A 25,818-nucleotide genomic window follows, 5' to 3' on the forward strand; every position below is an offset into this window, starting at 1 on the left:
AGAGGCGGGAGCGGTGAGGTGAGAGTTGAGAGCTGAGAGTTTAGAGATGAGAGAGGAAGTCGGACGGGGAGGACCGAAAGAGAGGAGGCTTCGTGGTAGTACTGGGTTTGGAACGGGGTCGCGGATCGGTCTCTCAACTCTCAGCTCTCATCTCTCAACTTCGCCTGCGCTCTCACTTCTCAACTTCGAGTCAGCTCCCCACCTCCAGCGTGAGGCCGAGGCGGCTGGCGGTGCCGGTGCGGCGCAGGCGGTAGGCGATTTCGATGCGCACCTGGCCGGGCGCGCCGTCAGGTGTGCCGACGGCGATGTCGTCGACGATGATGCGCGTCTCACCGCGCGCCAGGGACGTGGCGATCAGGTCACGGATGCGGCGGTGGGTCGTGAGGGTGTTGGGTTCATGCAGGAAGTTCTCGAGGCCGGCGCCGAACGCGGGCCGCATCAGCTGTTCGCCGGGACGCGTTTGCAGGATCACGCGGATTTGCTGCGCGACGCTCTGCTCGAGTGTGGGCCAGGAGAGCCTGCCGCTGTCGTCCGGCAGCGGCAGCAACGGCCAGCCAATGGGAGGTGTGGACGTCATGGAAAGTGGGCTCGCGTCGCCGCGCGCGTGAGCGAGTGGACGGCATGGTCGGTGGCTACGAGCGCCAGCGAGTGGCTCCGGGCACGGGTAGGGAAATGAGGGCTACGGTTCATCTTTTGCGCGGGAACGGGATGCAGACCTTCACGAACGGCAGCCAGAAGAAGACGATGTTCAGCAGGCTCAGAAAAATATTCAGGACGAAGAACGCGCAGATCGTGATGATCGGGAGGTTGAAGCCGCAGATCCAATCGAGCGTGAACGACGAGCCGTTGCCGCCGTTGCCCTCGAGAATTTTCTTCGGGTCCTGGTTGAGCGCGTTCGCGAGGCGCGCGGGCACCGAGAAGGCGACGTTCGGCCGGGCGTTCTTGAAAAAGTCCGGCGTGAGATCCGGCAGCATGATCGGCACCGGCCCGCCGGGACCGGACTCGAACCACGGCGCGATCGAGAATTCCTCGCTGTACGGACTCCACACGATCTTCGGCGGACAGTGGCCGGGCTGCTTCACACGGATGAACGCCCGCAACACATAACGCGCGGTCGGATCGTCGTAGCGACCGCCGCCGCTGTCGGTGCTGAACACCGACAGTTCCGTCTCGCCGGCGATCTGATGCAGCACATTGAAGAGATCGGTGGCGATGGCCGCGCTGACGGACGGCCAAGTGTGCGGGCGCGGCAGCGACAGGGCCGGCTTCGGTTGATCCAGATAGCAACGCGCCGCTTCCACGAGGTAGTCGCCGGCGGGACGGCTGGTGCCGTCGACGAGCGCGAGGCTCAGGCGGTTGAGCGCGGCGACCAGTTTCTGCGTCGTATCGGGATTGATGGGACGCAACAGGCTGAACTCCTGCGCGAGCTGGCGGACCAGCAGGACGAAGCGACTCGCTCCCGGCGCGACGCTGCTGTCGGGCAGCGTGATCGGATTCGTCTTCAGGTCCGCGCGATCAAGGATGGCGGCCCGGTCCGCGTTCGAGTTCGCCGGCCAGAGGTTCACAGGATTCGCGGACGTGCGCAGCAGCAGCGAGAGATGCGCGGCCCATTCGTCGGCGGCGGGCGCGGTGCCTTTCGGCATGGCGCCCGCGCGGGCGGAACTCGCCACCGGCATCACGCCGTACAGCAGCGTGCGCGTCGTGACCGTCGCGGTGTTCGGCGGCGCGACAAACAGCGACGTCGTCTCCTCGGCCGTCTGGTCGCCGGCGCCGAACTGCGCGCGATCGAAAGCCGGGTCGGCGGTGTAACGCACTTGGGGCCGACGCGCCGGATCGGGATCGCGGAGATGATCGGGACTGGCAGCGTCGGGCAACGCGACCCAGCCGGCCACCTTGCTGCGCGTCGCGCACCAGGCCTCGTAGCGCTTCGAGCCGTCGGGCTGAGTGCGCACGCGCCGGATGACCTGGCCGGACGACGCAATCTTGCGCGGATCGAGCCGCGGATTGCCGAACGTGTCGCAATGTGCCTCGAGCAGCGCGAGGTTGAAGGTGCGGTGAATCGGTTGGAAGAGACGGAGCGCGCCGTCGGCCGCGGCCTTCGGCCGGTGGCTCGCGACGATGGTCGCGTGCTGTTCGCCCGCGAGTTCCTCGAGCATCGCGGCGATGAAGTCCTCGTCCCGTCGCTCGAGGATCGACGGCGTGCCGTCGCCGCGCAGGTTCCATGCGCCCACGAGCCGGACGTCGTGATCGTCGTGCAGATGGACTGGATTCGCCTTCACCATATGTTGCCGGCTCCCGGGGTGTAGGTGGTGCCTATGACCGTCGTGGCCTGCAGCACGTCGCAGCGCACGACGCCGGAGAAGGTCGACATGCCGGCGTCGACGCGGACCATCCCGGCGGACACCTCGACCTGGCTTGCCTCGACGCGGACCTTGCCCGAGGACTGCAGCAGAATGCCCTGGCCATCGAGCGTGATGCTGTTGCCCGACGTATCCTCAAACGTGATGCTGCCATTGGCCGCATCGGTGAACGTGCCCTTCACGCCCGCGGGCGTGGACAGCTCAATCTTTTCCTCCCCTGCATTCTCCTCCACGATGGCGATGCGGGTGCCGGCCTTGCTCGTGATCGTCCAGCGATCCACGCGATCGCCCGCGAAGCGTTCGGGCGGCTGGGCCGCACCGTTCCAGAGTCCGCCGATCACAATCGGAAAACGCGCGTCACCGGCCACGAAGGTCACGAGCACCTCGTCGTCGACGTCGGGAATGAACAACGCCCCGCGACCCGCACCTGCGAAGGCCACCGCCACGCGCGCCCAGATCTCGACCGCGCCGTCACCGTCGACGGTGAGCAGCCGCACTTTGACGCGCGCGAGGTTTTGCGGGTCGTTGACCGACACCACCTGCGCGAGATGGCAGGTGCTGGCGGCGCTGAGGGGAGAGTCGGGGGCGGACATGGTTCAGCTTTCTCCCAGGAAGGCGCACTGGCCCTCGAATTCCGTCCGGTAGCCGTGCGTGGGATCGAACCGGTGGCGGACCGACGTGATGTAGTAGGTGTTGGAAAACCAGGCGCCGAGACCCGACAGCGTCGCGTGGGAGCCGACCCGCATTGCCGGCGAGCCGGTGGTTTCGCCCTCCACGCGAAGGAAGCGCCGCGCGCGCCGGTTGCGCACGGTGGTCGCGACGGCGTCGACCTCGTCCTGATTGAAACTCGCGAGATCGTGCGTGTGGTGGGCGCGTTCGCCGATGGCGTCGCGAAACGCGTCCGCGCCCTTTCGGCCGGCGCCCGGACCAAGGGCGTTGTCGCGGCCCTCGGCATTCAACGGCTGCCCGTTGGCGACGTCCCAACCCTTCACGGTCGACTTCGTGATCTGATGCGCGAGATCGGCGAGCACGCGCGCCCGCTTCAGTTCGCGGCCGAGCGCGAGCGTGAGTTCGGAGCGGCGCACCTGGGCGCGGGGCGCGACGTGCAGTTCCGTTCCGACGATCTGGACGTCGCCGTCGACGCGCGCGAGCAGCCGGCGCAGAAACCCGAGGTCGGTCTCGTTCAGCTGAACCTGCGGGCCGAAATTCTCGGTGAGCCCGTCGATGCTGGGCGTCAACGCGTGGTCGTTCGCGATCACTTGCGCGATGTCCGCCAGTGACTGGTCCTCGAAGGTCCGGCTGCGGCGCTGGCAGCGAAATTTCTGCAACGCGTCCTCGGCGAGTACGATGAGTTCCGGCGGACCGTCGTGGTCGAAGACGCCTTCGATGCCGGTGATGAGCCCGCGGAAAATCTCGATCGGGGAAAGGGCGTCGCCGGCACCGACGACCAGTTCTTTGCCGAAATCGAGATCGCCGCCGGCATCGAACGCGTATTCCGCCGCGCCACTTGCGAGCGAGGCGGAATTGGAAAGGCGCAACTCGAGCGACGACAGCCCACCTTCCTGTTCGCTCATCACCATGTGGGTGAGCAGCGACGCCATGCGCTCGTCCTCGGCTCCGTTCAAACGGAGCGTCGGGCGTGCGACATAGACGAGAGGCGTGTCGTTCGGCGGCATGCGGGCGGTGTTACTGGTCGGGGCTCGAGTGTTGGCGGGGTGCCATCACCCCGATCGAGGGTCGTGAATGGGATGCATGGCGAACGCTGCGGGGTGAGGGCACCCCGCCACCATTCGGGCATCGACGATGCTTTGTTTCGTTCATCACGCGGTGGAACTAGTCGGCGTTCAGCCGCGCGGCGCGTTCGGCGAGGCGTTGCAGTTCGCGGGACAACGTCTGCGGATCCACCGCGCTGCGTTCCGCGGCGTCGGTGCGGGTCTCTCCGCCACTCACCGGTGCGGGCGGGGGCGTGAGGTCGGCGCTGACTTCGTCGAAGGTGATGGGCATGGTTAGCTTTCGTCGAAACGGAGCCGCGGGGTGGTGCCGACCTCCGCCTTGAAGGTGCTGGCGTTTTGGGCGATGGCCTTGCCCGTGACGTCGAAGAGCGCGCCGGGTGCGATGCCCGGGGCCGACGACGCGGCGAGCAGGCGTTGCGGCGTGAGCAATGTTCCGCCGGCCGTGGCCGCGCCCGCTTGCAGGCCGTTGAACGCGCCGGCGCCGGCGGAAACTCCGGCCGAGGCGCCGGCGCCAAAATTGACCGACGCACCCGCGCTCGCGCCCGAACCCGCACCGCCGCCAACGCTGACGCCGAATCCGCCGCCCACTCCCGCAGCCGCGCCAGCGGAGAAGCCGGCGGCCGCACCGATGGTCACGCCGCCGCCCACCGCGATCGCTGCTCCGCTATCGGCGCGGAGGCTTTCCAGTCCGTTTGAGATCGCGATGCCGCGCGCGCCGCTCGCATCGCCGGCGTCGATGGCGAGCTGGAACGCGCTGCCGGCGGGCGACTCGAAGGTCTCGTCGACGTCGGCGCTGCGGCCCGCACCGTCGGGTTCGTCGAATTGATAGTCGGGCTGCGACATCGTCAGGTTGACGACGGCGCGCAGCGGCACGCCGTTCGCGGAGAAGAAGTCCATTGTCTGCCGGAACGACTCGACGACGCCGCGGAAGGTGAACGCACCCCATTCGAACGTGACGAGCGGCGGCGCAGCCGGCGGACCCTTCGGGCCGGCCGCGGGCCGCTGCGGACGCAGCATGCGCTCGACCTTGACGGTCTTGCTGCGGACGTCGTCGCCGCTGTCGGTCGTGTCGAACAGCAGTTCCATGTTCAACGTCGCACTCGCCGCGCCCGCCGCCTGCTGCGTCTGACCGCCTTCGCCGCGGGCCTTGATCGACACGCTGTAGTCGAGCGACGCCGGATTGAAATCGATCGGCACGATCTCCGGCGCGCCGTTGGCGGGCGTGTAGGTGAACTGACCCTGCTTGAAATCCTGCGCGGCGATCATGTGAGTTTCAGGCCTTCGTGGACGAGGTGGAGTTCTTCAATGGCGATCTCGGCGCCGCGGGCGTCGAGGTCGGCGCTCTTGAATTTCACCGGCAGTGCGCGGTCGAGGCGCCACGTGCGCACCGGCGTCCGGCCGTCGAGCGAGAGATGGACGATGTCGACGTCCATGCGGTGCGTGTACGCGCCGCGCAGCGTTGTCAGCTGAAACCAGTCCCACAGATCGCGGTTGAGCGTCATGCCGCGCCGCAGAATCACCGTGGAAAACGACACCGGACCCGCGCGTTGATGCGCGCCGTAGTTGCGTCCGCCCTCGCGAATGAGCCTCGGCTCCATCGTGGCTTCGAGTCCGCTGCACTCGGCAAACGCCCCGCCGGCGATGGGCCGCACGGTGTTCGCGTTGCGCCCGCTCTGCAGCCGGTTCTCGGTGAAAACGAGCTCGTAGCGAAACGTGCCGACGGGAATGGAATCGACTTCGGGCATGGCGTTCAGGGCGCGGGCTCGAGCGCGGTGACCGAGCCCTCGCGCAGGGAGAGGATGACGACGATGAGACCGACCGGATGGGCGGGGGCGAAACGCACCTCGGCCACGACGCGGCCGTTATCGAGGTCGGCTTGGGTGGTCGTGGTGGCGTCGCAGCGAATCGAATACGCCTCGGCCGCGGACGCACCGCTGAGCGCGCCCGCCGCGTAGAAATCGTTCAGCAGGCGATCGAGCTGCGTGCGGATCCGGCCCCAGAGTTCGCCGCCCGACGGCTCGAAGGTCACGCTGTCGCCGATCTGCCGCGCCGTGCGCAGCAGCGCGGCGGTGAGCCGGCCGATGCAGGCGGGGCGGTGGCTGATCGCGAGGCTGGTGGTCACGTCGGACAGAACGCGCGGACCGTCCGGAGTGCGGCCCAGCAGCGAGACGCGATGAATGAGGGCGGCGGACGCGCCCTTCGGCGTGTCGAGCACGAGGTCCGAGACCGGCAGCGCGGGATGAAAGTCGTGGACGCCGCGCAACGGCTGGCGGCCGATACTGTGCGCGACGCCGCGCTCGGGAATCGTGCGCGCGAGGACGCCGGCCAGGACGCCGTCGGGTGGCTCGAGTCCGCCGGGCAACGCCTCGGCGCCGGGCGTCACCAGCCACGGATACGACACCTGCACAAAGGCGCTCGCGATGCCGTCGGTTTCGTCGAGCGACTTGCCCTGACCCAGGCCGAGCACCTGCGTGGGCAGATCGAGATTGGCCGTGTACGATCGGGCGAGATCGGGCGACGGCAGCGGCAACGCGACCACCAGTTGCACGTCGCGGCGCTGGGTGCGGAGAAAGAGTCCCGTGTGGCGCACGGCACGGCGCCACTCGACGTATCCGGTTTCCGTACACGCGGGGCTCACCGACACCTGGCGGATTTCGTCGGTCGCCGGCCGGAGCGTCGGCGTGCACTCGACAAACTCCTCCGGCGCCGGCGGCAATGGTGCGAGGCCGGCCGGTTCGAGCGTGGCGTCGGCCACCAGTTCCGGCAGATCGGGGAAGCACACGAAGGCGGCTTCATCCAAACCGAAGAGCACGCCGAGCCCTTTCCACGTGGCCGGGGCGGAGCGCGCCGCGGGCAAGGTGCCGCTGAACGGCAACCCCGGCAGCAGCGCACCGAGCCGGGCGCGTTGCGCGCCGCGGTGTGCAGTCCGCTCGGCGGGCGAGGCGTTTTCCGCGAGCATCGAGTAGGGCGCGGGATCGCCGGCGCGGACCACAAAGCACCGGGCGCCACCCTGGCGGAAAAAAGAGCGGACGGCCGCGCCGAGCCAGGGCGTAAAGGGAAACGCGTGGGGCAGCGGTGGCCGTGTTTCCCAGGCAAAGAGGCGATCGAAGGCCTCGAAGCTGTCCAATGGCACCGGCACGTTGAGCAGCGGATCGAGGTCCGCGACCGCGGTGCCCCGCTCGCGCCAGCCGTTGTCCTGCAACCACGTCTTCAACTGCGCGGGCAGCGGCGAGGCGTCGCGCCGCCGGACGAAGCCGACGAAGCAGACGATGTCGGCGCGGTGGGGCGTCGACGTCTCGGCCGGCTGAGCATCCTTGAAGAGGAGGCCTGACATGGGTGGGGGAGGAGGAAGTTGAGAGCTGAGAGTTGAGGGTTGAGAGATCGGAGTTCGGAAAAAGCGGTGCTTCCGACGTCTGCTCTCAACCCTCAGCTCTCAACCCTCAACTTCCCCGCGAAGCGCTATTCGATCACCAGGCCCTCGGCGCTGAGGACGAGTTCCTCCATTGCGACGTCGCCACCTTTGCCGGCGAGCGTGGGGCCGGTGTACTTGAGTGGGAGGACGCTCTGGAGTTTCCAGTTGCGCACGGGCGCGCCGGTTTCGTCGCGGAGCGTGATCGTGACATCGCGCTTGGCCTTGTGGCCTTCTTGGCGCGTCTGCTTCAGCCACTCGAAAAATTCGTTCGAGTCGACGACGCCGCGCTTGAGCGTGACGTCGCTGACCTTGTGCATGAGCGGGATCTTTTTGACGTGGTTCTCGCGGAAGTTGCCGTTGCGGTATTCAGCGATGACGGTTTCGGTGCCGAGGCCCGAGACGTCGGAGAAGCCGCCGAGTTCCGTGGACGGATCGACGCCGGGGGAGTTGAGATTGACGGAGAAATTAAAGGCCCCGTAGGGCGTGCTGCGTGACATGGTGGTGAAGCGTTGAGAGGTGAGACGAGGCGGGGTGTTGAGCGGCTGGGTCGGTGGCCACGAGCGCCAGCGAGGGGTGGAGTGCGCCGACGCGGGCTTCCGCTCGCGGGCGCTCGCAGCCACCCGGCTGGTCGTGCGGCTACGGCTGAATCATCACGTGCGGGCGTCGGCGGTTTTCTGGCCGATGCGGAAGATGACGAACTCGGCGGGCTTGATGGCGGCGACGCCGATGAGGCAGATGAGCCGGCCGTTATCGAGGTCGTTCTGGGTCATCGTCGAACGGTCGCATTTGACGAAGAACGCCTGCTCCGGCTTGTCGCCGAGGAGCGCGCCGCTGACCCATTCGTTGTGCAGGAAACTCGAGACCGTCTCGCGCACATTGGCCCACAGCCGCTCGCCGTTGGGCTCGAACACCGCCCACTGCGTGCCGCGATCGATCGAGTGCTCGAGGTACAGGAAGAAGCGGCGGATGTTGACGTATTTCCACTCGGGATCGGACGTCGTCGTGCGCGCACCCCAGACGCGATTGCCGCGACCGGGGAAGTAGCGGAGGCAATTCACGCCGAGCGGATTCAGGACTTCCTGCTCGCCGGTCGTGACGAGGCGCTCGAAGCGCAACGCCGAGCGGATGACTTCGTTGGCGGGCGCTTTCCAGACCCCGCGCTCGACGTCGCTGCGTGCATAGATGCCGCAAAGGAAACCGGACGGCGGCAACGTGAGCTCGGCGGGCGCGCTGGGCGAGTTGGGATTGAAATCCGGATTCGGCGCGACGACCCACGGATAATAGAGCGCGGCGTACTTCGAATCGATCCGGGCCTTGTAGGTGCGGGCCTCGGAGACCGACTGGGCGCGCGGCACGTCGAGCACCGCGATGCGATAGGACCGGCGCGCTTCCGCGTGCGCGATCAGCGCGAGCGCCACGCCGTCGGCTGTCGCGGCGAGCTGCGTGTAACCGGGCGAGGCGACGATCGAGACGTCCTCGATGCCCTCGATGATCGCGAGCGCGTCCTTGTAGTGCTGGAGCGTCGGCGCGACGTCGGTGCCGCCGGTGACGGTCAGCGTCTTGACGGGGCTGTTGGCGTCGGGGGCGAACGCCGTCGCGAGCTCGAAAGGCGTGACCGTCGTTGCGACGTCGAAGGCGAACGGCAGCGACACCTGATCGGCACGCGTCGCGGGCTTCGGGTTGAGCAGCGCACCGATGAAGCGCTTGTGCAGCGGGTCGAGCCCGAGGTCGGAGAATTCCGTGCTGCGGCGGTCGGCGTCGGTCAGCACCACGCGGACGGTGAGGAGATCCATGCCGTCGGTTTCGTTCTGCGCGACAAACGTGTGGACGGCGTTCGCCGTGGTGCGCCAGACGCCGGCGCGTTTCACGAGATCGACCGCGGGCGTGCTGCGGATGCGAATCACGCTGCCGTCGACTGCGGCCTGGGCGGCGGGGATGGACGTCGCGGCGGTCTGCAGCGCGACGACGATGGTCCCGTTGCCGGCGGCGCCGGGGAAGCGCGAAACGAAGCGCGAGCGCTTGGCGTTGACGAGGTCCGTGCCGGCGGCGGTGGCGGATGTGCCGGCCACGCGGGCGACGTAGAGCCGGGCACCGCCCTCGTTGAAGTACGCCATGACGGCGTGCGCGAGGTAGTTCGGGTCGGCGCTGAAGCCGAGCGGGTCGAGTCCGCCGTAGACGCGTTCGAACTCCGCGAAACTGGTGATCAGCTCGGGCACATCGCCGACCGGACCGGTGCGGGTGGGGCCGACAAACGCCGTCGTGCTCGTGCTGACGCCTTCGATGGATTTGCTCCGGAAGCTGGTTTCTTCAACGAAAACGCCGGGCGCTAAATATTCTGGCATGGCTGTAGGAGGGTGGAGGGTGGGGGGAGCGAACGGCCACGGCCGGAGGGCTTAGGTCGTAAAGGGGAAGCGGCGGCTGATGAGCGCGCCGGGTCGCAGGCGGAGCGGTTGCGCATCGGTGTTGCCCGCGGCGACGGCGGTGTTGCGCAACGCGATCCAGTCGACCACCGGGGAATTGGTCGGCGGCAGGACGACTTCGAGGCGCGCCTCGGTCTCGACGCTCACCACCGCTTCGGCGGTCGCGCCGGGTCCGAAATGTTTCAGGCCGGGAATGGCGACAAGCGTCTCGCCGCGCGCATCGGACAAACCGCAGCCGAGGATCACATTGCCCGCCGTGCTGACGACCCGCGCGAGGGCGTTGCGGATCGGCTGGCCGGCGGCATCGAGGATCAGCACGCGCACCTGCGCCGTGCCGGGCGCGAGCCGCGCGGCGGGCGCCGGCAGCAACGCGACATCGAGCGGGGTGAAGAGCGAACCGGCCGGCCGATGGTTGTCGGGCGCAAGCAGCGCGGGCGAGGGATCGCGGGGCAGCGGCACGGTGAACTTCGCCGGCAGATACGTGCCCGACGGATCCTCGACCGAGCCCTCCACGGTGATCGAGCCGGTGGCCACGACGTCGGCGGGCGCGAGCGTGGCGAGATCGAAGGTCCTGATGTAGGCTTCCAGTCCGTCCGCCTCCGTGATCACCGTGAGCCCGCTGAGATTGCGGCTGAAACGCAGCTGATCGCTCGTTGGCTTCAACGGCAGCGCGATCGGCGCAAGCGTGACCGCATCGATCCAGCGGATCGCGCCGAGCACGCGTCTGTCGATGATCTCCGGCATGGCAGTCAGGAACGAGGGTGATCGGCGAAACTGAAACGCGTCGCCACCGTGGGCGCGCCGTCGGGCACGCGATCCGGATCGATGCGCACCACGCGGGCGATGAAGCCGTGGCTCAGCCGGTAACCGCGGTGCGCCGTTTCCCAGATGCGGGCCATTTCCTCCGGCGCCAGCTCGGCGGGCGCGAGGTTCACCTGTTCATCGACGGCCCAGCCGGCTTCGGCGCTGAGCGAACTGCGATCGAGAAACGCGTGCTGGTGCAGCTCGCGCATCGCCCAGCCGAGCAGGATGTGTTCGTCGTCGGCATCGTCCGCCCAGACCGTCAGCAGCAAATGCAGATCGAGCCCGAGCGGCCCCACCGCCGAGCGATCGCGGATATTCCGGAGGTGGTTGTCGATCGTGACCCGGTGCAGGAAGAGCGAGACCGTGCCGTCGGCGATCGTGTCGTTGGAACTGAATTTCGACGAACTCAGGACCGCGAACGAGGCCGCCGGCAGTGCGGGCACGCCGGCGGGAGGGACGTACGTGGCATGACGCTGCGACAGGAAGTCAGACAGCGACTGGCAAAACGAATGGAGGGCGAGGTGATTGGCCAAAGTCAGGTGGCGGGCTGGCGGAACCAGCCTTTCAGGGGGGCGTCGCTGGGGGAGTTGCGAGTGACCGGAGGCCTCGAAAAAGCGGAGGGTCGCAGTGCAATTCGCATCCACCAGCGAGAGCTAGGATCGTACCAAAATATTGGGCGCCAACGAATCAGGTCTTTGACGGTACGCGGGGTGGGAGAACGCCCGATGCGTCGCTAAAAGGCGCGATCAGGGCATGATCGGCCCGGCAACGCGGGCGTTCCGGCGGCGATCTTAGACCGAGGCGAGCGGGGGCGCTCGCGGTCCCAGCGAACTCGCGTTCCTTACTTCTTGGGCGCCGGCTTGCGCTTGTCGTCGAGATTGCGTTCGAGCGCCGCTGGATCGAACGACGCCTTCGCGCCGCCGGCGGGCACGTTCAGCCCCGCGGACCAGAGGATGCCGTTGAGGACAAGCGTGCGCTGGCTCTCGTAGGTCCAGCTCACGTGCAGATCGGCGCCGGTGAACGAAAATCCACGGCCGCCGCCCGGACGCTCGAACGCCCACGCGATCACTTCGTCGCGGCCCGGATGCTTTTTCGCATCGGCGGTTGAGCGCGATTTTTCGGGAACGGTGCCGACCAGCAGCGGCGTCACGCCGGTGCCGGCGAAGTGCATATTATAGAGCCAGCCATCGCCGGGCGCCGCGAACGGTTTCACGCCGCGCGTCACCGGATGCTCGCCGATTTTGGAAAACGTCATGTCCCAGTGGCCGCGGCAGCCGATGTCGCTGCGAAACACGCCGCCGAGCCAGTCCTTGACCCGATCGCCCTCGGGGCCCTTCGGAAAATCCATCGCCTGGTGCAGGAGCACGAGGCCGGTGCCGGCGTCCATCAGCCGCGTGAGCGCGGCCCAACGCTGGGGTTCCATGAACGGCTGCTTGCCGCCGCCATCGCCGAAGTAGACGACGCACTTCGCTCCGGCGAGGACGGCCGGGTTCTTCGGCCAGTCGCGGGCCATGACCGGCCACACGCCGGGTTGCTGTTTGAGCCAGTCCATGAGCAGCGCGCAGCCCGCGAAATATTCATGCGCCATGGCCTTGCTGCTCGGTCCGCTCGCGAGGAGGATGATCTTGGCCAGCTTCGGATCAGGCGAGTCGACCTCCAGCGGGACGCCCGACTGGTCATAGGAAGGCGCGGCGTGAGCCAGCGTGGCGGCGAGGCAGAGCAGGGATAGGAACTTCATGAGCGGGGGCAAAGCGAGGGTTTGAAGAGAATGGGTTTGGGTAAACCGTGAGGGGATCGGCGACGGTGACGTCAGCCGGCTCGTTCGGGAGCGCAGGCGTCCCGCCTGCTTCGATCCGATGCCGGCCGGAGGCCGGCGCTCCCGGGCTGTCCGCGCCGCGGGGCACTGTAATTAGATCAGCAGATCCTTCACGACGTGCCCGTGCACATCGGTGAGACGGAAATCGCGGCCGTCGTGGCGGAATGTGAGACGTTCGTGATCGAGGCCGAGCTGGTGCAGGATGGTCGCGTGGAGATCGTGCATGTGCACCTTGTTCGCGATCGCGAAGTGGCCGAACTCGTCGGTTTCGCCATACGCGATGCCCGGCTTGAAACCGCCGCCGGCGAGCAGGACCGAAAACCCCGTGGGATTGTGATCGCGACCGGTGCCGTTGCGCTCCGCATAGGGCGTGCGGCCGAACTCGCTGCCGAACCACACGATCGTGTCGTCGAGCAGGCCGCGCGACTTGAGATCGGCGAGCAGGCCGGCGACGGGCTTGTCCACGCGCTCGGCATGCTCCTTGTGCTTGGGCATGTTGGAGTGCTGATCCCAGCCCGGGTTGTTCGAGTTGTCGGAGTAGTTGACCTGGATGAAACGCACGCCCGATTCCGCCATGCGGCGCGCCATGAGGCATTGGCGGCCGAAATTATCCGTCGGCTCCTCGCCAATGCCATACAGCGCGAGCGTGGCCGGCGTTTCCTTCGCCAGATCCAGCACGTCGGGCGCGTGATTCTGCAGCCGCCACGCAAGCTCGAAGGAGTTCGCGACCGCCTCGAGCTCCAGATCGCCGGGCTTCATCCGCAGCTGCACCTCGTTCAACGCCCGCACGAGTTCGAAATTCCGCTGCTGCTGCGCGGGCGTCCACTTGGGGTTGTGGATATTGCGGATGCCGGCGTCCTTCGCGAGCTGGCCACCGCGGCCGATCGCCGTGCCCTGGTACACCGACGGCAGGAATGCGTTGCCGTAGTTGCGCGGACCGCCGTTCGCGAGCGTCGGGCTCAGCGACACGAACGCCGGCAGGTTCTCGTTTTCGCTGCCAAGTCCGTAACTGACCCACGATCCCATCGACGGGCGGATCAGATTCGTGGAGCCGGTGTGCAGGAAGAGCGTCGCCGGCCCATGCGCCACACCTTCGGTGTGCATCGACCGCACCACGCAATAGTCGTCCACGTGATTGGCGAGGTGGGGAAACAGCTCCGACACCCAGCGCCCGCTCTGGCCGCGCTGCTTGAACTCCCACAGCGGCTTCATCACGCGCTGCGTCGAGCCGGCCCCGGTCTTCGCGATGCTGCGCTGATCGAGGAAATCCATCATCTTGCCGTCGTCGGCATAGAGGCGCGGCTTGTAGTCGAAGCTGTCGAGGTGGCTGACGCCGCCGCCCATGAAGAGAAAGATCACGCGCTTGGCGCGGGGCGGAAAATGCGGCGCGCGGCTAGCGAGCGGATTCGGGGCCGCGCGGGCGGCGACCTGTGACGCCAGGCCGGCGAGCGCGAGATAGCCGAAGCCGCACGCGAGCTGCTGCAATGCCTGGCGACGGGTCACGAAAGCGGGGGAGTTCATGGGGTTCCAGGCGATGAGAAGGGGCGGGCGAGCAGGATTGCAGTGCAGTTCACGCGGTCGTCCGGGTTAGTTCAGATACCGGAAGTCAATGCAGGCGAAAATCGACTGATAGAGCTGCGCCCACGCCTCGTGGCGCGTCGCGGTGCCGGGATCGCTGCCGGCAGCCGACGCCAGGAACTGCAGCGCGAGGTCGCGTTCGCGCGCCGCGGGCGGACGGCCGAGGGTGACGCGATACGCGTGATCGATGCGCGCGGCGTCATCGAGCCCGGCGCGACTCAAGGTCCGCTCGGCGGCGAGCGCCGCCTGCTCGATCACGAACGGATGATTCATCAGGAACAGCGCCTGCGGGGCGACGGTGGAGACGTTGCGCTTGCCGAAGGGAGCGTTGGCGTCGGCGAAATCGAAGACCTCGAACAAATCGAGCCGCTTGTTGCGGAACGCCGGCGTGTACACGCTGCGCCGCGTGTCGGTGAAAACGTAGGTGTATTCGGCGCTGACCGGCAGCGTGCTGGCGGATGCGCCGTTGGGGCCGGTGATGTTCGGCCCGCCGAGCTCGAGATTGAGTTTGCCGCTGGTCCAGAGCACGGCGTCGCGAATCTGCTCCGCATCGAGCCGCCGGCGTTCCGCGCGCGCGAAGAGCCGGTTGTCCGGATCGATCGTGCGGACGTCGGCGTCGGTCGCGGTCGCGAGCTGATACGTGCGCGACAGCATGATCTCGCGCACGAGGCGCTTGATTGACCAGCCGTCCGCGACGAAACGCAGCGCGAGGTGATCGAGCAGCTCGGGATGCGAGGGCGTCTCGCCCGTCGTGCCGAAGTTGTCGACGGTGCGCACGAGGCCGGGCCCGATCAGCCATGACCACACGCGGTTCACGATCACGCGGGCGGTGAGTGGATTCGACGGGCTCGCGATCCAGTCGGCGAGTTCGCGGCGGCCGCTCTCCTGGGTGGAAAACTGCGGCGCCGGTCCGGTCATCGCGACCTGCAGGAAACCGCGCGGCACCTTCGCGCCCAGCGTGCGCACATTGCCGCGGACGCGAATTTCCGTGTCGCCGATCTCCGCCGCGTCCTCGGCGACGCTCATCGTCTGCGGGCGGGCCGGTGCGGCGGCCACGAGTTTCTTCAACTCGGCCTCGAGCCGTTTGAGTTCGGCGGCGGCCGGGGGGGCTTTCGCCATTGCACCCGGAGCCGATTTGCCGGCGGCGGCGACGCTCGCGACGAGTTCCTCGACGGGAATGAGCTGCAGCGTGTCGACGACGACGTGGCCCGCGGTGCCTTCATTGGAGATGAGCACGTAGCCCGCGCCGTCCTTTTCAAACTGATACTGCCCGAGCGAGCGCATGCGGCCGCCAATCGGCGGTTCCTCGCGCTGATCGATCGTGAGCGTGCGTTCGCCATCGGCGTGCAGGATCGTGACCGGCACGTTCGAGGCGCGATTGGCGTTGGCGGTGTAGGCGAGGCGGACTTCGTAGCGGCCCGAGCGCGGGATCGCCGGGGTGAACGTCACCGTCTTGGCGCCCTTGCCCTCGTTCCGATCCTCGACGTAACCGTCGCCAAAATACGTTTTCCCGTAACTCGACCGCCGCCATTCGCCCACGACCTTCGCTTGGGATTCATCGAGCACGATGCCGGCGAGCGGCTCGGCGACGCCCTCCGCCGCAGCCTGCGCCGGAGCCCCCTTGGCGTTGGACTTGGTGGAGGCCTTGAGCGCGGCGATCGTTTTCTCCAGCGCCTTGACTTTAGCGTCGTGCGCTTCGACGAGCCGGCCGGCTTCGTCGTCGACGGGGAGCGAAGTCTCGACCCAGCGCGCGACATTGTCCGTGTAGTTGGCGAGCGTGCGCGTGCTGCGCAGAATGCCCGCGAGCGCGTAGTAATCCTTGGTGGGCACGGGATCGAACTTGTGGTCGTGACACCGCGCGCAGCCGATCGTCATGCCGAGAAATCCCTTGCCGATGGTGTCGATCTGCTCGTCGACGATGTCCATGCGGAGCGCGCCCTTGTTCTGCTCTTCGTAGTTGGTGGGGCCGAGGGCGAGGAAGGCGGTGGCGTTGAGTTGGCGGCGGCGTTGCTCGGGCGAACTGGCCGGGAGCAGATCGCCCGCGATCTGTTCGCGGATGAAGGTGTCGAACGGCACATCGCGGTTGAACGCTTCGATGACGTAATCGCGGAAGCGCCACGCGTCCTTGAACAACAGCGTCCGGCCGCCGCCGCTCGATTCCGCAAAGCGCGCGACGTCGAGCCAGTGCCGGCCCCAGCGTTCACCGTAGTGGGGCGAGGCGAGGAGCTCGTCGATCACGCGGGCGAATGCATCGGGCCGGGTGTCGCGGACGAACGCCTCGATCTGTTCCGGGGTCGGCGGCAGCCCGATGAGATCGAACGTGGCGCGGCGCAGGAGCGTCGGACGATCCGCGTCCGCGGTGGGGCGCAGCGACTTCGCGTCCCACTTGGCGGCGATGAAGCGATCAATCTCGGTGCGGGGCCACGCGTTTTTTCCTGCGGCGGGAACGGTGGGCGGGCGGGGCGGAACGAACGCCCAGAACGTGCGCCCCTCCTCGATCGTCAGCCCGACCTGCTTGGGCCGGGCGTGCGCGGCCACCGGCGCGGCGTCGGGCGCGGGCGCGCCGCGTTGCACCCACTCGGTGAGCAAGGCCACTTCCTCCGGCGAGAGCGCCGTCTTGGGCGGCATGGCTTCGAACTCGATGTCGTTTGCGCGCACCGCGCGGATCAGAATGCTCTGGTCGGCCTTCCCGGGAACCACGGCCGGTCCGGAGTCGCCGCCTTCGCGCCAGCCGTGCGGCGTGTCGAGGCGCAGCCCCGCCTTGATTTTCTGGCCCTCGGAGTGGCACTCGTAGCAGCGCTCGATCAGCAGGGGGCGGATTTTCTTTTCGAAAAACGCGAGGTCGTCCGGTGTGGCGGCGCCAACGATCTGACCCGCGCCCATGGCTCCAACGACGGCGAGCATGCGTCCCAAGGGGCGAAGAAGTCGGTGCGGCGACGATGACGGCATGAGACGCAGAGGAGTCCGGACGAAAGCGAGGGGTAAAACGGGGTGGTACCAAGGAGGTCGCTCCGGGCGTCAGCGGGTGTTTGGGGTAACCCGCGGGCAATCAGAACGACAACAGGCAACTGCAGGAGAAAAATTGAACTCAACCCCGTCGGCGACGCCATCCGAAAAGTGGGCCGGAGTTCAAATGCTTTCGACCGTGGACCCCGCCCGGCGACGCGGCTACCTGCGCGCCATGGAGGAATACGGCGCGAACTGGGTGTTCGGCTTCAAAGGGTCGTTCTGAACGGACTCACCGCCGGCCACCCGTGGCAAGGTGACGCTTTTCACCACGGGTCCGGCCGCGGCTCCGTCCTGCTGCGGCGGCTGCCCGCCGGGCAACGGAGCGCGCGCGGGGCGGGTTTGCCGGAGCGGACGAGCGCAACCATCAGACGCGGACGCCCGCGATCGCCGGTTCGTGGTCTGAACCTGCAGACGGCTCCGCGTCGCCGTCGCGACCAAGTTCGTTGATCTTTTGCCGCCACGTCTCGGCGTGGTGGGCGAAGGTTTCCAGGGCCGCGTAGGCGCGATCAACCGTGAGATCGTCGACGGCAAGGATGCGGAACAGGAAGACTTCGTCCGTCTGCGGATGCACGCCAAAGACCGCCCCGTCGGTTTCGAAGCCGAAGAGATGGGCGGAGAGCAGCCCGCGGAGGAAAGCCTCGCGGTTGTCGTGGGGGACCTGGCCGAGCGTCGTGTGCAACACGAGCTGACCGTGGCCGTCGTCCTCGAGATCGATGGCGAGGGCCGGATCGAAGACGAGGCGGCAGACGCCGTCGGTAAACGTGAGGCCGGTGAGGTGGAGCCGCTGGCCAAGCTCCAGGACGAGATCCGATGGGTTCATGGGCAGTTACACGTTGGCGCGCTGGATCACTTGGCTTTGGCTGTTGATGAAGTCCTGGGCGAGCTTGAGGACCATGTCGCGCAGACCCTTGGCGAGATCCTTGAGATCGTCCGCGATTTGGGTTTCCGCCTCGATGAGCTTCGCCGCGGCTTCGAGCCGCTGTTTCGCGATGTCGGCGAGATCGGCCCGGTACTGGGCTTCCGAGCTTTCGGTTTTCAGATTGGACACGGAGACGCCCACGCTGCCGGTGATGATGGGACCGGTGCCCTGGGCGATCTGGCCGCCCAGTTGGGCCACGGGAACGCTGTTGGTCTTGATGCCGGCGGCGCCGAAACCGACGCTCAGGGCGAGTGACACGCAGCCCGATACGATCTGCCCGATGGCCTCGGTGCGGTCCGCCTCGATTTGCTTCTCGCGGCTGGCCTTCGATTCATTGGCCGCCGTCAGCATCTGCGCCGAGGCGTCGATCATGAGTTCATAGTTCGACTGAATCGAGGCCATCTTCACCTCGGTGGCCTTCTCGCGGAGCTCCTGGGCGATTTTGACCAGATCCTTGAGGAAGTCATTGAAATTGGGATACGTGGAGTTCTCGATCAGATCGCGGATGGATCGCTCGACGACGAGGGCCTGCTGTTCGAAGGACGCCGCGATCTTCGCGGCCGTGGCGGCGTCCAGCGGGGGATCCTGCTGGATGGCCTGACCCAGGGCCGTGGCGCTGTCGGCGAGAGCGTCGACGGCGCCGCCGAGCACCAGCGCGGGCGCCGGGACGCTTTGCAGGCCATCGAGCTGCTGGAGAAACTCGTTCAGCGGCACGTCGGCGGGCGTGATCGAGGGTGCAGTGAGCCGGACGCTAACCTGGCTGCCGGGCGCCTCGATTTCACCCGTGGATCCGAGGATGGTCAGGCTGATGCCCTTCATCACGTCCTGAAGGCGGCGGGCCGCCCCGGTCTCGCTCGCTTCGAGCGTGGGCAGCGAGGACGGGGTGGGACTGAGGTCGGAGATGGAATTCATGGGGCGGGGCGTTCAGGCGGATTGGGTTTGCATGACCTTGGTCATGGATTCGGCGCTCTCGTCGATGGCGCCGAAGATAATTGCGAGCGTCTGCTGCGCGTCGTCGACCAGCGCTTCGAGTTCCTCCTGCAGCTGCTCGATGATCGCGCGGATCTTTGCGATCTGGGCCTGCAACGCCTTCGCGGCCGCCTCGGCCTGGTCGGCCTCGGCCTGGAGATCGCTGGCGCTCTGCTTGAGGTCCGCGACCTTGAGATTGCCGACGCCGGAGACGATCGACGCGGTGCCGCGGCCGATGCCCTCCACGAGCCCCATGCGAAGGCTCAGTTGCATCAAGGGCTTCATGGATTCCTTGAAGGCCGCCTTCGCCGCCACCGCGACAGCCTCCTTGCCGCCGGCGGCAACGAGCTTCGTCGCGGCGAGCCGGGAGACCTCCTTGCCCGCGAGCATGCCGGCCGCCTTGCCGGCCTGGCCCAAGGCGACAACGACGCCGCCGATGAGTCCGATCATCGAACCGGCGAGCGCGATGTAGCCGAGAATCTCCACGGCCTTCGCCATCTTCGTCTTGTCCGCCTCACTCAGAAAACCTTCCTGGCCCGCGGCGCGCATCGTGGCGTCGATGGCGAGGGTAATCTGCACCGCGGCGGCTCCGATGAGGGCAACGCCCGCGACGATCAAGCCCGCGGCGCCGACCGGATTGGTGATGAGCTGGCCGACGGCGCTCACCAGCGTGATGATCGCTGAGACCACGCTCACGACGGCTTGGATCCAGTTGCTGACCGCCTCGAAGATATTGCCCTTCTGCTCCGCCTCGGTGTTTTTTTCCTGCACCTCCGCGGCCTTTTCCATCTGTTCTTGGAAACGCTGGAGCTCCTTCTCGTTTTCCTTGTGCAGTTCGTTCATCCGTTGAGTGATCTCGGTGCGTGAGACGTCCTGCATCAGCTGGTTGAGCGCGTCCTGCAGCAGCCCGATGCGCAGGGTGAGATCGTTCACCTGCTTGGAGAGACTGGGCGACTCGAGGTCCGGCAAACCGGTGCCCTGCGCGTTGCTCTGCGTGCCGGTGGCGGAAAAGTTTCCGACGACGCGGAAACTCTCCTGCAGCGTTTTGATCGCGGCGGATTTCACGTCCTGCAAATCCCCGAGGTTCTGGGGATCGAAGACGTTGAGACCGACCGGGCGGGAGTTGACGTCGGCGGAGTTCATTTCCGGGAGGCGTCCGTGGTGGTGGTGGCGGCGGCGCGGGCCTTCTGCACCAGTTCAAGCATGCCGCTGGCCTGCGAGTGCAGCGCGGCGTGTTCCGGTTTGCCGTTGGAGTTGAAAACGGCGGCGCGCAGTGCGGCCTCGGCCCCGGGCGCCTTGCCGAGCGCGACGAAACATTTCGCGGCCTGGAAAGGGGGATACGGGTCGTGGATGTCGGTCACGCCGAGGTAGCCGTACGCCTTGAGCGCGTCCTCGTACTTCTTCTGCGCCTCCTGGCAGGCGCCGAGTCCCTTCCAGAACTTGCGCTTGAAATGATCCAGCATCGCCAGGAGGCGAAACACCTTCTCCGCCTCGGCGTACTTGGCGCCGTTGTACAGATTGTAGGCGATCAGGTAGATCGCCTCCATGCTCTCGGGCGTAAGCTGGGTGAAGTCGCGGAACGTGCGGCCGTTCTTGCCGAAATTTTCGATCACGTCCTTCCATTCTTCCTCGGTGTGAAACGGCAGGCGGTCGTAAACGGGATTGGGGGCTTCGGTGGTCGTCATGATGAGAGGTGGGCTGTAACGATGGAAACGATACGGATCAGAGATTGCGGAGCTGGGCCTTCAGCAGGGTGTCGAGTTTCTCCTGCAGCTTGGCCATCACCTCGTACGCGTTGTTGAAACGGTTGAGGACGTTTTGGTAGTCGAGCGTCGCCTGCTGCGCCTCGGCGGAGCGGCGGTCGATGTAGTTTTTCAACGCCGTGCGGTTCTGCTGCCAGTCTACGGCGCTGTGGTAGCTGTCGTTCCCGCCAATGCCGAAAATCGGCGTTCCGGCCCGGCTGTTCGTGGCGTTGAACAGGTTCATCAGCCGGGTCTCGGACGAGAACTGATACGTCTGGGACCCGTCTGGATTCTGCGCCTGGAAGACGCCGGACTGGAATTCGAGATCGGCGAGCGCATCGTTGGCCTTTTTCAGATCGTCCTGAATCTCGCGCACGATCGCCTCCTTGTAGACAAGCTGACCACGAAGGACGCGAATCCGGGCTTCGTTGTAGAAAAGCAGATATTCGAGGCTCGAGAGGCTGGCGGTCGGGCCGACGACTTCCCGCCGGGCGGGCGCCAGGCTGGTGATGTATACCTTGCCCTCCGTGCTCAGGCCGAACAGGTACGACGCGCCGTTGGCAGCCGTGGCCCGAAAACTGGAGAGGATTCTCACGTCGGGAAACTCCGTGCCCCGGGCAGTGACATTGAGCAGCAGCGCGGGCATGACGGTCGCCGGAGTCGGGACCTGCGTCGAATCCGTCCTGAAGCTCAGGCCGGAGCCATTCACGAACACTTCGAAAAACAGTCCGTCAACAAACGTGGAGTAGGCGGTGCCGGCCGCGTTCAGCGGTGCCTCGATGGGTCCCAGCAACAGCCGTTGATCGGTCGCGGTGGCGGGGCCGGACACGACGATGCTGCCGCTGCTATCCTTGAACACCCGTCCGACCTGCGTGCCCGCCTGCAGGAGGTACGTGTTGTAAGTGGGAAGCTCTGCGACCGGATCGTAGCCGGAGACCTGGGCAACGCGATCGTAGCTGATGCCGTCAATCGTCATCGGCTGGATCGCCGACACCAGCTGCGCCGCCCGCGCCGGATCGTCGCCCATCTTGTCGCCCTCCGCGAACACCGACTCGATCAGGTTCGCGTACGATTTGAACAGCGCTTTTCCGTCGTCGGTCAGCATGTTCAATCGCGGATCGACGTCCGCCGCGACATTGGTGGCGAGATTGTCGAAGATGCCGGAGCCCGTGGTGGCGGATTTCAGGATGACGGTCGGATTGATGCCTTGCCGGTAGGCAGTGTTCGGGTCGGACAGCGCCGAATTTGCCAGGCCGGTGATGCCCGTTGCCGCATAGGTGTTCTGAATCAGAAGCGTGACCAGTTCATCTAAGAACTCCCGTCGCAGGCCTGCGCGATCGTACGGATACTCCGCAGAGGTGGCGGTCGAGCCGGTCGGTCCGATCAGGGCGTTTTCAAAGGACGCGATGCGCTTGTCCAGGGCCGCGATCCCCTGATCCAGAAGGTCGTCTCCTCCGGTGCGAAATGCCGTGAGCAGTTGCGCCGACGCCAGGGGATTGGCGTTGGTGCCGTTGTAGAGCTGTTGCAGTGCGCTGCTTTGGAAAATGTCCGGCATGGTTCAAATGCGATCGCGGTGGGGATGGATGCGAGGCGCGACGGGAGCCGCTCCCGCTGGCGCGGTACTGGAGCCTGAAAACGTGCGATACAGCTCTTCGGTCAGTGCAATGGTCCGGTTGATGACGTGACGTTGCGCCGGTGGCAGCGCGGCGAACGCCTCCGCGGAAACGTACGGCGCGAGGCGCTCGCCGTCCCGCCGCTGCCACGCCTCATGCCGAATCCGATCGGCTTCGCCGCGCGCCAGCACGCGATCGATGGCAGCCGTGAAGCGGATGACGGCCGCATGATAGTCCGCGGCGGAGGAGGCAGGTAAGGGCATCGGTTTCAAATCATGGTGCCGCTCGCAATGATCCGCGCGCTCAGCTTCGGATCCCCGAGTGGCTTGCGTTCAGGATCGCCGCCCCACGCCAGACCGAGATCGCGCTCGATGGCGGTGAGCTTGTCCTTGAACGCGGACCGCTGCGCGTCGCTGAGATCGTCCGCGCTGAAAACCTGGCGGAGCTGTTCATCGCGTCCGACCAGGGTGACAAATTGCGTGACCACGTCCTGCACGCTCGATCGCAGTTGCTGCGCGCGGGCCACGTGTTCGCGATGCGTTGAAAGATGCTGGTCGAGCCGGCGGCGGGCTTCGCGTTCAAATCCGTCCGACGCGCCGAAGGTCGGGTCGGGCGCGACGTTCGGCACGGGACCCGTCGCGGGGAATCCCGTGCCGGGCAGGGGCGCGAGTCCCGACGGCGCGGTCGGGCGCGCCTCGTCGCTTCGCCTTGCTCGAACCGCGTTTGCCGAGGAGAGCGGTGTATTCGCTGCGGGCGGACGTTCCGTCCCGCCGTCCGTCGTCGCAACAGGAACGGACGAAGGTGCCGTGGCGACCGAGGGAGCGGGCGTGGCGGTTGGCAGCGTTGACGCCGAGGACTGGGGCGCGAGCGGGCGCACAACGGCTTCGGTGCGCGGAAGCGCGGTGTCGGCGGCCGCGTTCGGCAGCGGCGCGACGACCGCTGCCGGTGCTGGCTCAACGGTCGGTGCGGATCGCGGCGCGGGCTCGCGCGCCAGCGGATCGATTGCGCGCGGTGCGGGATCCGCGGTCACGGCATTGAGCGTGGGATCGATCGCATCGAGCGGGTTCGGTGCGAGCGGCACCGGTGACGCCAACCGCGGCGCCAGTGCGCCGCCGCTGAAACCGGACAGGAGGCGTTCGGCGCGACGCAGCGATTGGGCGAGCGCGCTGACTTCGGGCGCGGGTGCGGTACCCGGCGGAGAAACGGGGCGCGGCGGAGTGGCGCCGGTGGGAGAAGCAGGCGCTGTCGCCTCCTGCGCGCCGAGATTCCCGATCTGTTGGAGAATTGTCTCCGCGGTACCGAGCACGTTGGTGGCCGGTGGGGAAACGGGAACGTCGGCGGAACCGCGGCGCAGCGTATTCTGCGCGGCGTCGAGGTCGCGCTTGAGCTGCAGCAGCAGGTCACGATCTGCGGCGGCGCCTTCCTGGCGGTTCGACTGGCGGCGTTCCGACTCCGCGAGCGCCCGCGTGATGAAGGCATTGAGCCGTTGCAGTGACGCCAGCGCGCCACCGGTCCGCTTCAGCGCGGCGTCGAACTGGGTTTGCACGCCGTTGATGGCGGAATCGAGCGTCGCCACGAGCGTCTGCAGCTCTGCGTTGCTGAAATGTCCGTCGTGATTCGTGTCGTAGTTCGCGACGTCGAGCCCGAGTGCCAGCAACTGCGCGACGAGATCGGCGGGCAGATCGATGTTCGTGACATCGGCCGGCTCTTCGTGCTGCAGGGGAATCGTCGCCACGACTTCGCGGCTGCCCGGGATGTTTCCAAGCGGTGCGCCCGCAAGCGTCCAATCTTCCGGCGACGCGCCCATGACGAACACATAGCCGTCGTTGCGGGTCCGATCGGCCGCGAGCCCGCCGCCGGAGTGAAGCTGGGCCGCGGGTGTCTGGCCGGGCTGCAGGTTCGAAATCTCGATGCGCTGCTGCCCGCGGGTGGCGAGGACGCTCGCGGGCTGGCCGGGCGTGATCGAAATCTTGGTGCCGTCGGGCAGGAGAAACGTGGAGTCGGTGCTGAACTTCCAGCCGTCACCGGAGGGCGGCAGGGCGTCGACGCGGCCATCGGCGGAGATGACGACGCCGCGGCCATTGGCATCGGTGAGTGAGATCGCACCGCTGCTGCCCCAAGTCGTGAGAAAGGTGGCGGGCGGCGTGTCGGTCGTGAGCTGAAACGACGTCGGGGACTCGCCCGACGCGCTCGCGAACGCACTTGCGGCCGCGGCGTCCGCCCGATCCGCGGCCGCGATCACGGCGAGCGCGGCGGCGATCACGCCCTGCGTGTCCGCGATCCGATCGGCGGGCGGGGGAATCTGCGCCTGCAATCCCTGCAGCAACGTCTGCGCATCCTGCAACGCTCCTTCCGCCTGCAGGCGCGCCGTCGCGAGGGCCTGACGTGCGGCGGCGTCATCGTTCGACTCGAGCAGCGAGAGCGCGGCGAGGAGTTGACCGCCGGCATTTTCCAGCGCGGTGGCGGCCGTGTATTCAGGCGACGGATTCGTGCAGTCGTGCTTCGCGGCGGTGGCCGCTTGGGTGGCGGTCGTGGCGGTGGATCGTGCGGTCGCGATCAGCGTGGTGAGGGCCTGTGCGAGCGCCGCGACGATCGCGTCGCGGGTCGGGGCTGGCGTGTCGATCCACGGCGGTTGGGTGAGCCGGTTGGCGGCCTCGCCCTGGGAGGCGACGATCGCCGCGGCGGCATCCAACAGGCTCGCGTACGTGGCGGGAGCGGAACGGATCGCCTCGAGCAGGCCGGAGACGCTCGACCGCGCGGTGCTGAGCGTGAGATCGCGCTGATCGCTCAGCAAAGTGGAAAACGAAAGCGCGCCGTCCAGCGCGGCGTTGCGGGTGCTTTCGTTGCTCGGGGCGCCAATCATTGCGTTCGGGGTAAGCGGGCGGGGAGGTGCGTCAACGGGAAGGCGGGAAAACCCGGTGAAACTCACCGGTTCAGGTGAGGAGCGGGGTGGGCGCGGCGGTGGCGGCGATGGTGCGCGCGCGGATTTTTCGTTTCTCCGCGTTCCAGGAAAACGTGGTGATGTCGCCGCCGTACCACTCGCGCCCATGCTCGAACCCGGTGCTCACCGCCGTGAGGTAACGGCGGTAGAACGCGATGATGCGCTCGCGGGTCAGCGCGTCGGACGGACGCTGCTTCGTGGGTTCGACATGACCGCGAATCCAGCGCAGGCCGGCCCCGCTGCGTTGGACGAGTTGCAGCAGGCGCACCATGTCGGCAAACGGACTGTGCAGCGCGTGACGCTCCGGGCCGCGCTCGATGAGCACGATGTAGAAAAGGTGCGGCGCCTCCGGCGGCACGCGGTAGACAAAGCGGGTGCGGCCCACGACGATCTGCCAGCCGAGGGGCGGTCCGCCGAGGCATCCAGCTGGCTGATACACCTGGGGCGGTGAGTCGGGCCGGTGCTGCTCCAGCCAGCGGGTGAAGGCGTCGCGTTGCATGAG

The 25,818-nt window shown here is 67.1% G+C and carries 23 protein-coding genes; all 23 read right to left on the bottom strand.

Translation table 11 applies throughout. From position 1 onward, the window contains the following. Window positions 1–190: 190 nt before the first annotated feature. The 23 genes from ACLJEU_RS06465 to ACLJEU_RS06575 all read right to left on the bottom strand — a co-directional run bounded on the left by ACLJEU_RS06465 (window position 191) and on the right by ACLJEU_RS06575 (window position 25,815). Entirely contained in the window at window positions 191–577 is a 387-nt protein-coding gene (locus ACLJEU_RS06465) for a GPW/gp25 family protein (protein WP_414663676.1), read from the bottom strand. 109 nt (window positions 578–686) lie between these two features. After that, a complete protein-coding gene (locus ACLJEU_RS06470) occupies window positions 687–2,282 on the bottom strand; it encodes a hypothetical protein (protein WP_414663677.1) in 1,596 nt (531 codons plus the stop codon). After that, window positions 2,276–2,953, bottom strand: coding sequence for a phage baseplate assembly protein V (locus ACLJEU_RS06475; RefSeq protein ID WP_414663678.1), 678 nt, complete (start codon window positions 2,951–2,953; stop codon window positions 2,276–2,278). The genes ACLJEU_RS06470 and ACLJEU_RS06475 overlap by 7 nt, the downstream gene beginning before the upstream one ends. 3 nt (window positions 2,954–2,956) lie before the next feature. Beyond that, on the bottom strand, window positions 2,957–4,036 hold the full coding sequence (locus ACLJEU_RS06480; protein ID WP_414663679.1) for a phage late control D family protein: 1,080 nt from the start codon (window positions 4,034–4,036) through the stop codon (window positions 2,957–2,959). 157 nt (window positions 4,037–4,193) lie between these two features. Continuing rightward, the gene (locus ACLJEU_RS06485) at window positions 4,194–4,364 is read right to left on the bottom strand and encodes a hypothetical protein (protein WP_414663680.1); all 171 of its coding nucleotides are present in this window, start codon (window positions 4,362–4,364) and stop codon (window positions 4,194–4,196) included. Between the two features lie 2 nt (window positions 4,365–4,366). Next, the gene (locus tag ACLJEU_RS06490; protein WP_414663681.1) at window positions 4,367–5,359 is read right to left on the bottom strand and encodes a CIS tube protein; all 993 of its coding nucleotides are present in this window, start codon (window positions 5,357–5,359) and stop codon (window positions 4,367–4,369) included. Continuing rightward, a complete protein-coding gene (locus tag ACLJEU_RS06495) occupies window positions 5,356–5,838 on the bottom strand; it encodes a phage tail protein (RefSeq protein ID WP_414663682.1) in 483 nt (160 codons plus the stop codon). The genes ACLJEU_RS06490 and ACLJEU_RS06495 overlap by 4 nt, the downstream gene beginning before the upstream one ends. 5 nt (window positions 5,839–5,843) lie before the next feature. Then, window positions 5,844–7,427 (bottom strand): phage tail sheath protein, encoded by a 1,584-nt coding sequence (locus ACLJEU_RS06500; protein ID WP_414663683.1) that lies wholly within the window; start codon window positions 7,425–7,427, stop codon window positions 5,844–5,846. Window positions 7,428–7,552: 125 nt separating this feature from the next. Next, window positions 7,553–8,002, bottom strand: coding sequence for a phage tail protein (locus tag ACLJEU_RS06505; RefSeq protein ID WP_414663684.1), 450 nt, complete (start codon window positions 8,000–8,002; stop codon window positions 7,553–7,555). 153 nt (window positions 8,003–8,155) lie between these two features. Further along, entirely contained in the window at window positions 8,156–9,847 is a 1,692-nt protein-coding gene (locus tag ACLJEU_RS06510) for a phage tail sheath family protein (protein WP_414663685.1), read from the bottom strand. Window positions 9,848–9,898: 51 nt separating this feature from the next. Further along, on the bottom strand, window positions 9,899–10,669 hold the full coding sequence (locus ACLJEU_RS06515; protein WP_414663686.1) for a hypothetical protein: 771 nt from the start codon (window positions 10,667–10,669) through the stop codon (window positions 9,899–9,901). Between the two features lie 5 nt (window positions 10,670–10,674). After that, the gene (locus ACLJEU_RS06520) at window positions 10,675–11,262 is read right to left on the bottom strand and encodes a DUF4255 domain-containing protein (protein WP_414663687.1); all 588 of its coding nucleotides are present in this window, start codon (window positions 11,260–11,262) and stop codon (window positions 10,675–10,677) included. 308 nt (window positions 11,263–11,570) lie between these two features. Then, the gene (locus tag ACLJEU_RS06525; protein ID WP_414663688.1) at window positions 11,571–12,467 is read right to left on the bottom strand and encodes a ThuA domain-containing protein; all 897 of its coding nucleotides are present in this window, start codon (window positions 12,465–12,467) and stop codon (window positions 11,571–11,573) included. 171 nt (window positions 12,468–12,638) lie between these two features. Next, the gene (locus ACLJEU_RS06530; protein WP_414663689.1) at window positions 12,639–14,066 is read right to left on the bottom strand and encodes a DUF1501 domain-containing protein; all 1,428 of its coding nucleotides are present in this window, start codon (window positions 14,064–14,066) and stop codon (window positions 12,639–12,641) included. Window positions 14,067–14,132: 66 nt separating this feature from the next. After that, entirely contained in the window at window positions 14,133–17,027 is a 2,895-nt protein-coding gene (locus tag ACLJEU_RS06535; protein WP_414663690.1) for a DUF1553 domain-containing protein, read from the bottom strand. Window positions 17,028–17,496: 469 nt separating this feature from the next. Next, window positions 17,497–17,952 (bottom strand): type III secretion system chaperone, encoded by a 456-nt coding sequence (locus ACLJEU_RS06540; protein WP_414663691.1) that lies wholly within the window; start codon window positions 17,950–17,952, stop codon window positions 17,497–17,499. A 6-nt stretch (window positions 17,953–17,958) separates the two neighbouring features. Beyond that, complete coding sequence (locus tag ACLJEU_RS06545; protein WP_414663692.1) at window positions 17,959–18,963, bottom strand: hypothetical protein; 1,005 nt, start codon at window positions 18,961–18,963, stop codon at window positions 17,959–17,961. A gap of 12 nt (window positions 18,964–18,975) precedes the next feature. Continuing rightward, a complete protein-coding gene (gene sctE, locus ACLJEU_RS06550; RefSeq protein ID WP_414663693.1) occupies window positions 18,976–20,163 on the bottom strand; it encodes a type III secretion system translocon subunit SctE in 1,188 nt (395 codons plus the stop codon). After that, window positions 20,160–20,705, bottom strand: a complete 546-nt coding sequence (locus tag ACLJEU_RS06555) for a SycD/LcrH family type III secretion system chaperone (protein ID WP_414663694.1) — start codon at window positions 20,703–20,705, stop codon at window positions 20,160–20,162. Before ACLJEU_RS06555 ends, sctE begins: the two co-directional genes overlap by 4 nt. A gap of 37 nt (window positions 20,706–20,742) precedes the next feature. Beyond that, a complete protein-coding gene (locus tag ACLJEU_RS06560) occupies window positions 20,743–22,317 on the bottom strand; it encodes a hypothetical protein (RefSeq protein ID WP_414663695.1) in 1,575 nt (524 codons plus the stop codon). 3 nt (window positions 22,318–22,320) lie between these two features. After that, window positions 22,321–22,638, bottom strand: a complete 318-nt coding sequence (locus tag ACLJEU_RS06565; RefSeq protein WP_414663696.1) for a hypothetical protein — start codon at window positions 22,636–22,638, stop codon at window positions 22,321–22,323. A 5-nt stretch (window positions 22,639–22,643) separates the two neighbouring features. Continuing rightward, the gene (locus tag ACLJEU_RS06570; RefSeq protein WP_414663697.1) at window positions 22,644–25,238 is read right to left on the bottom strand and encodes a hypothetical protein; all 2,595 of its coding nucleotides are present in this window, start codon (window positions 25,236–25,238) and stop codon (window positions 22,644–22,646) included. A 70-nt stretch (window positions 25,239–25,308) separates the two neighbouring features. Further along, window positions 25,309–25,815: a hypothetical protein gene (locus tag ACLJEU_RS06575; protein WP_414663698.1), complete on the bottom strand. Its 507-nt coding sequence runs from the start codon at window positions 25,813–25,815 to the stop codon at window positions 25,309–25,311. Between the last annotated feature and the right edge of the window lie 3 nt (window positions 25,816–25,818).

The organism is Terrisphaera buseokensis (genome assembly GCF_047521145.2).
Classification (GTDB): domain Bacteria; phylum Verrucomicrobiota; class Verrucomicrobiia; order Opitutales; family Opitutaceae; genus ER46.

Coding starts and splice junctions, on each gene's coding strand:
- ACLJEU_RS06555 (WP_414663694.1), bottom strand. CDS start 20,705: ATGACGACCACCGAAGCCCCCAATCCCGTTTACGACCGCCTGCCGTTT.
- ACLJEU_RS06525 (WP_414663688.1), bottom strand. CDS start 12,467: ATGAAGTTCCTATCCCTGCTCTGCCTCGCCGCCACGCTGGCTCACGCC.
- ACLJEU_RS06565 (WP_414663696.1), bottom strand. CDS start 22,638: ATGCCCTTACCTGCCTCCTCCGCCGCGGACTATCATGCGGCCGTCATC.
- ACLJEU_RS06465 (WP_414663676.1), bottom strand. CDS start 577: ATGACGTCCACACCTCCCATTGGCTGGCCGTTGCTGCCGCTGCCGGAC.
- ACLJEU_RS06575 (WP_414663698.1), bottom strand. CDS start 25,815: ATGCAACGCGACGCCTTCACCCGCTGGCTGGAGCAGCACCGGCCCGAC.
- ACLJEU_RS06570 (WP_414663697.1), bottom strand. CDS start 25,238: ATGATTGGCGCCCCGAGCAACGAAAGCACCCGCAACGCCGCGCTGGAC.
- ACLJEU_RS06485 (WP_414663680.1), bottom strand. CDS start 4,364: ATGCCCATCACCTTCGACGAAGTCAGCGCCGACCTCACGCCCCCGCCC.
- ACLJEU_RS06530 (WP_414663689.1), bottom strand. CDS start 14,066: ATGAACTCCCCCGCTTTCGTGACCCGTCGCCAGGCATTGCAGCAGCTC.
- ACLJEU_RS06500 (WP_414663683.1), bottom strand. CDS start 7,427: ATGTCAGGCCTCCTCTTCAAGGATGCTCAGCCGGCCGAGACGTCGACG.
- ACLJEU_RS06560 (WP_414663695.1), bottom strand. CDS start 22,317: ATGCCGGACATTTTCCAAAGCAGCGCACTGCAACAGCTCTACAACGGC.
- ACLJEU_RS06475 (WP_414663678.1), bottom strand. CDS start 2,953: ATGTCCGCCCCCGACTCTCCCCTCAGCGCCGCCAGCACCTGCCATCTC.
- sctE (WP_414663693.1), bottom strand. CDS start 20,163: ATGAACTCCGCCGACGTCAACTCCCGCCCGGTCGGTCTCAACGTCTTC.
- ACLJEU_RS06545 (WP_414663692.1), bottom strand. CDS start 18,963: ATGAATTCCATCTCCGACCTCAGTCCCACCCCGTCCTCGCTGCCCACG.
- ACLJEU_RS06480 (WP_414663679.1), bottom strand. CDS start 4,036: ATGCCGCCGAACGACACGCCTCTCGTCTATGTCGCACGCCCGACGCTC.
- ACLJEU_RS06535 (WP_414663690.1), bottom strand. CDS start 17,027: ATGCTCGCCGTCGTTGGAGCCATGGGCGCGGGTCAGATCGTTGGCGCC.
- ACLJEU_RS06470 (WP_414663677.1), bottom strand. CDS start 2,282: ATGGTGAAGGCGAATCCAGTCCATCTGCACGACGATCACGACGTCCGG.
- ACLJEU_RS06490 (WP_414663681.1), bottom strand. CDS start 5,359: ATGATCGCCGCGCAGGATTTCAAGCAGGGTCAGTTCACCTACACGCCC.
- ACLJEU_RS06515 (WP_414663686.1), bottom strand. CDS start 10,669: ATGCCGGAGATCATCGACAGACGCGTGCTCGGCGCGATCCGCTGGATC.
- ACLJEU_RS06495 (WP_414663682.1), bottom strand. CDS start 5,838: ATGCCCGAAGTCGATTCCATTCCCGTCGGCACGTTTCGCTACGAGCTC.
- ACLJEU_RS06510 (WP_414663685.1), bottom strand. CDS start 9,847: ATGCCAGAATATTTAGCGCCCGGCGTTTTCGTTGAAGAAACCAGCTTC.
- ACLJEU_RS06505 (WP_414663684.1), bottom strand. CDS start 8,002: ATGTCACGCAGCACGCCCTACGGGGCCTTTAATTTCTCCGTCAATCTC.
- ACLJEU_RS06540 (WP_414663691.1), bottom strand. CDS start 17,952: ATGAACCCATCGGATCTCGTCCTGGAGCTTGGCCAGCGGCTCCACCTC.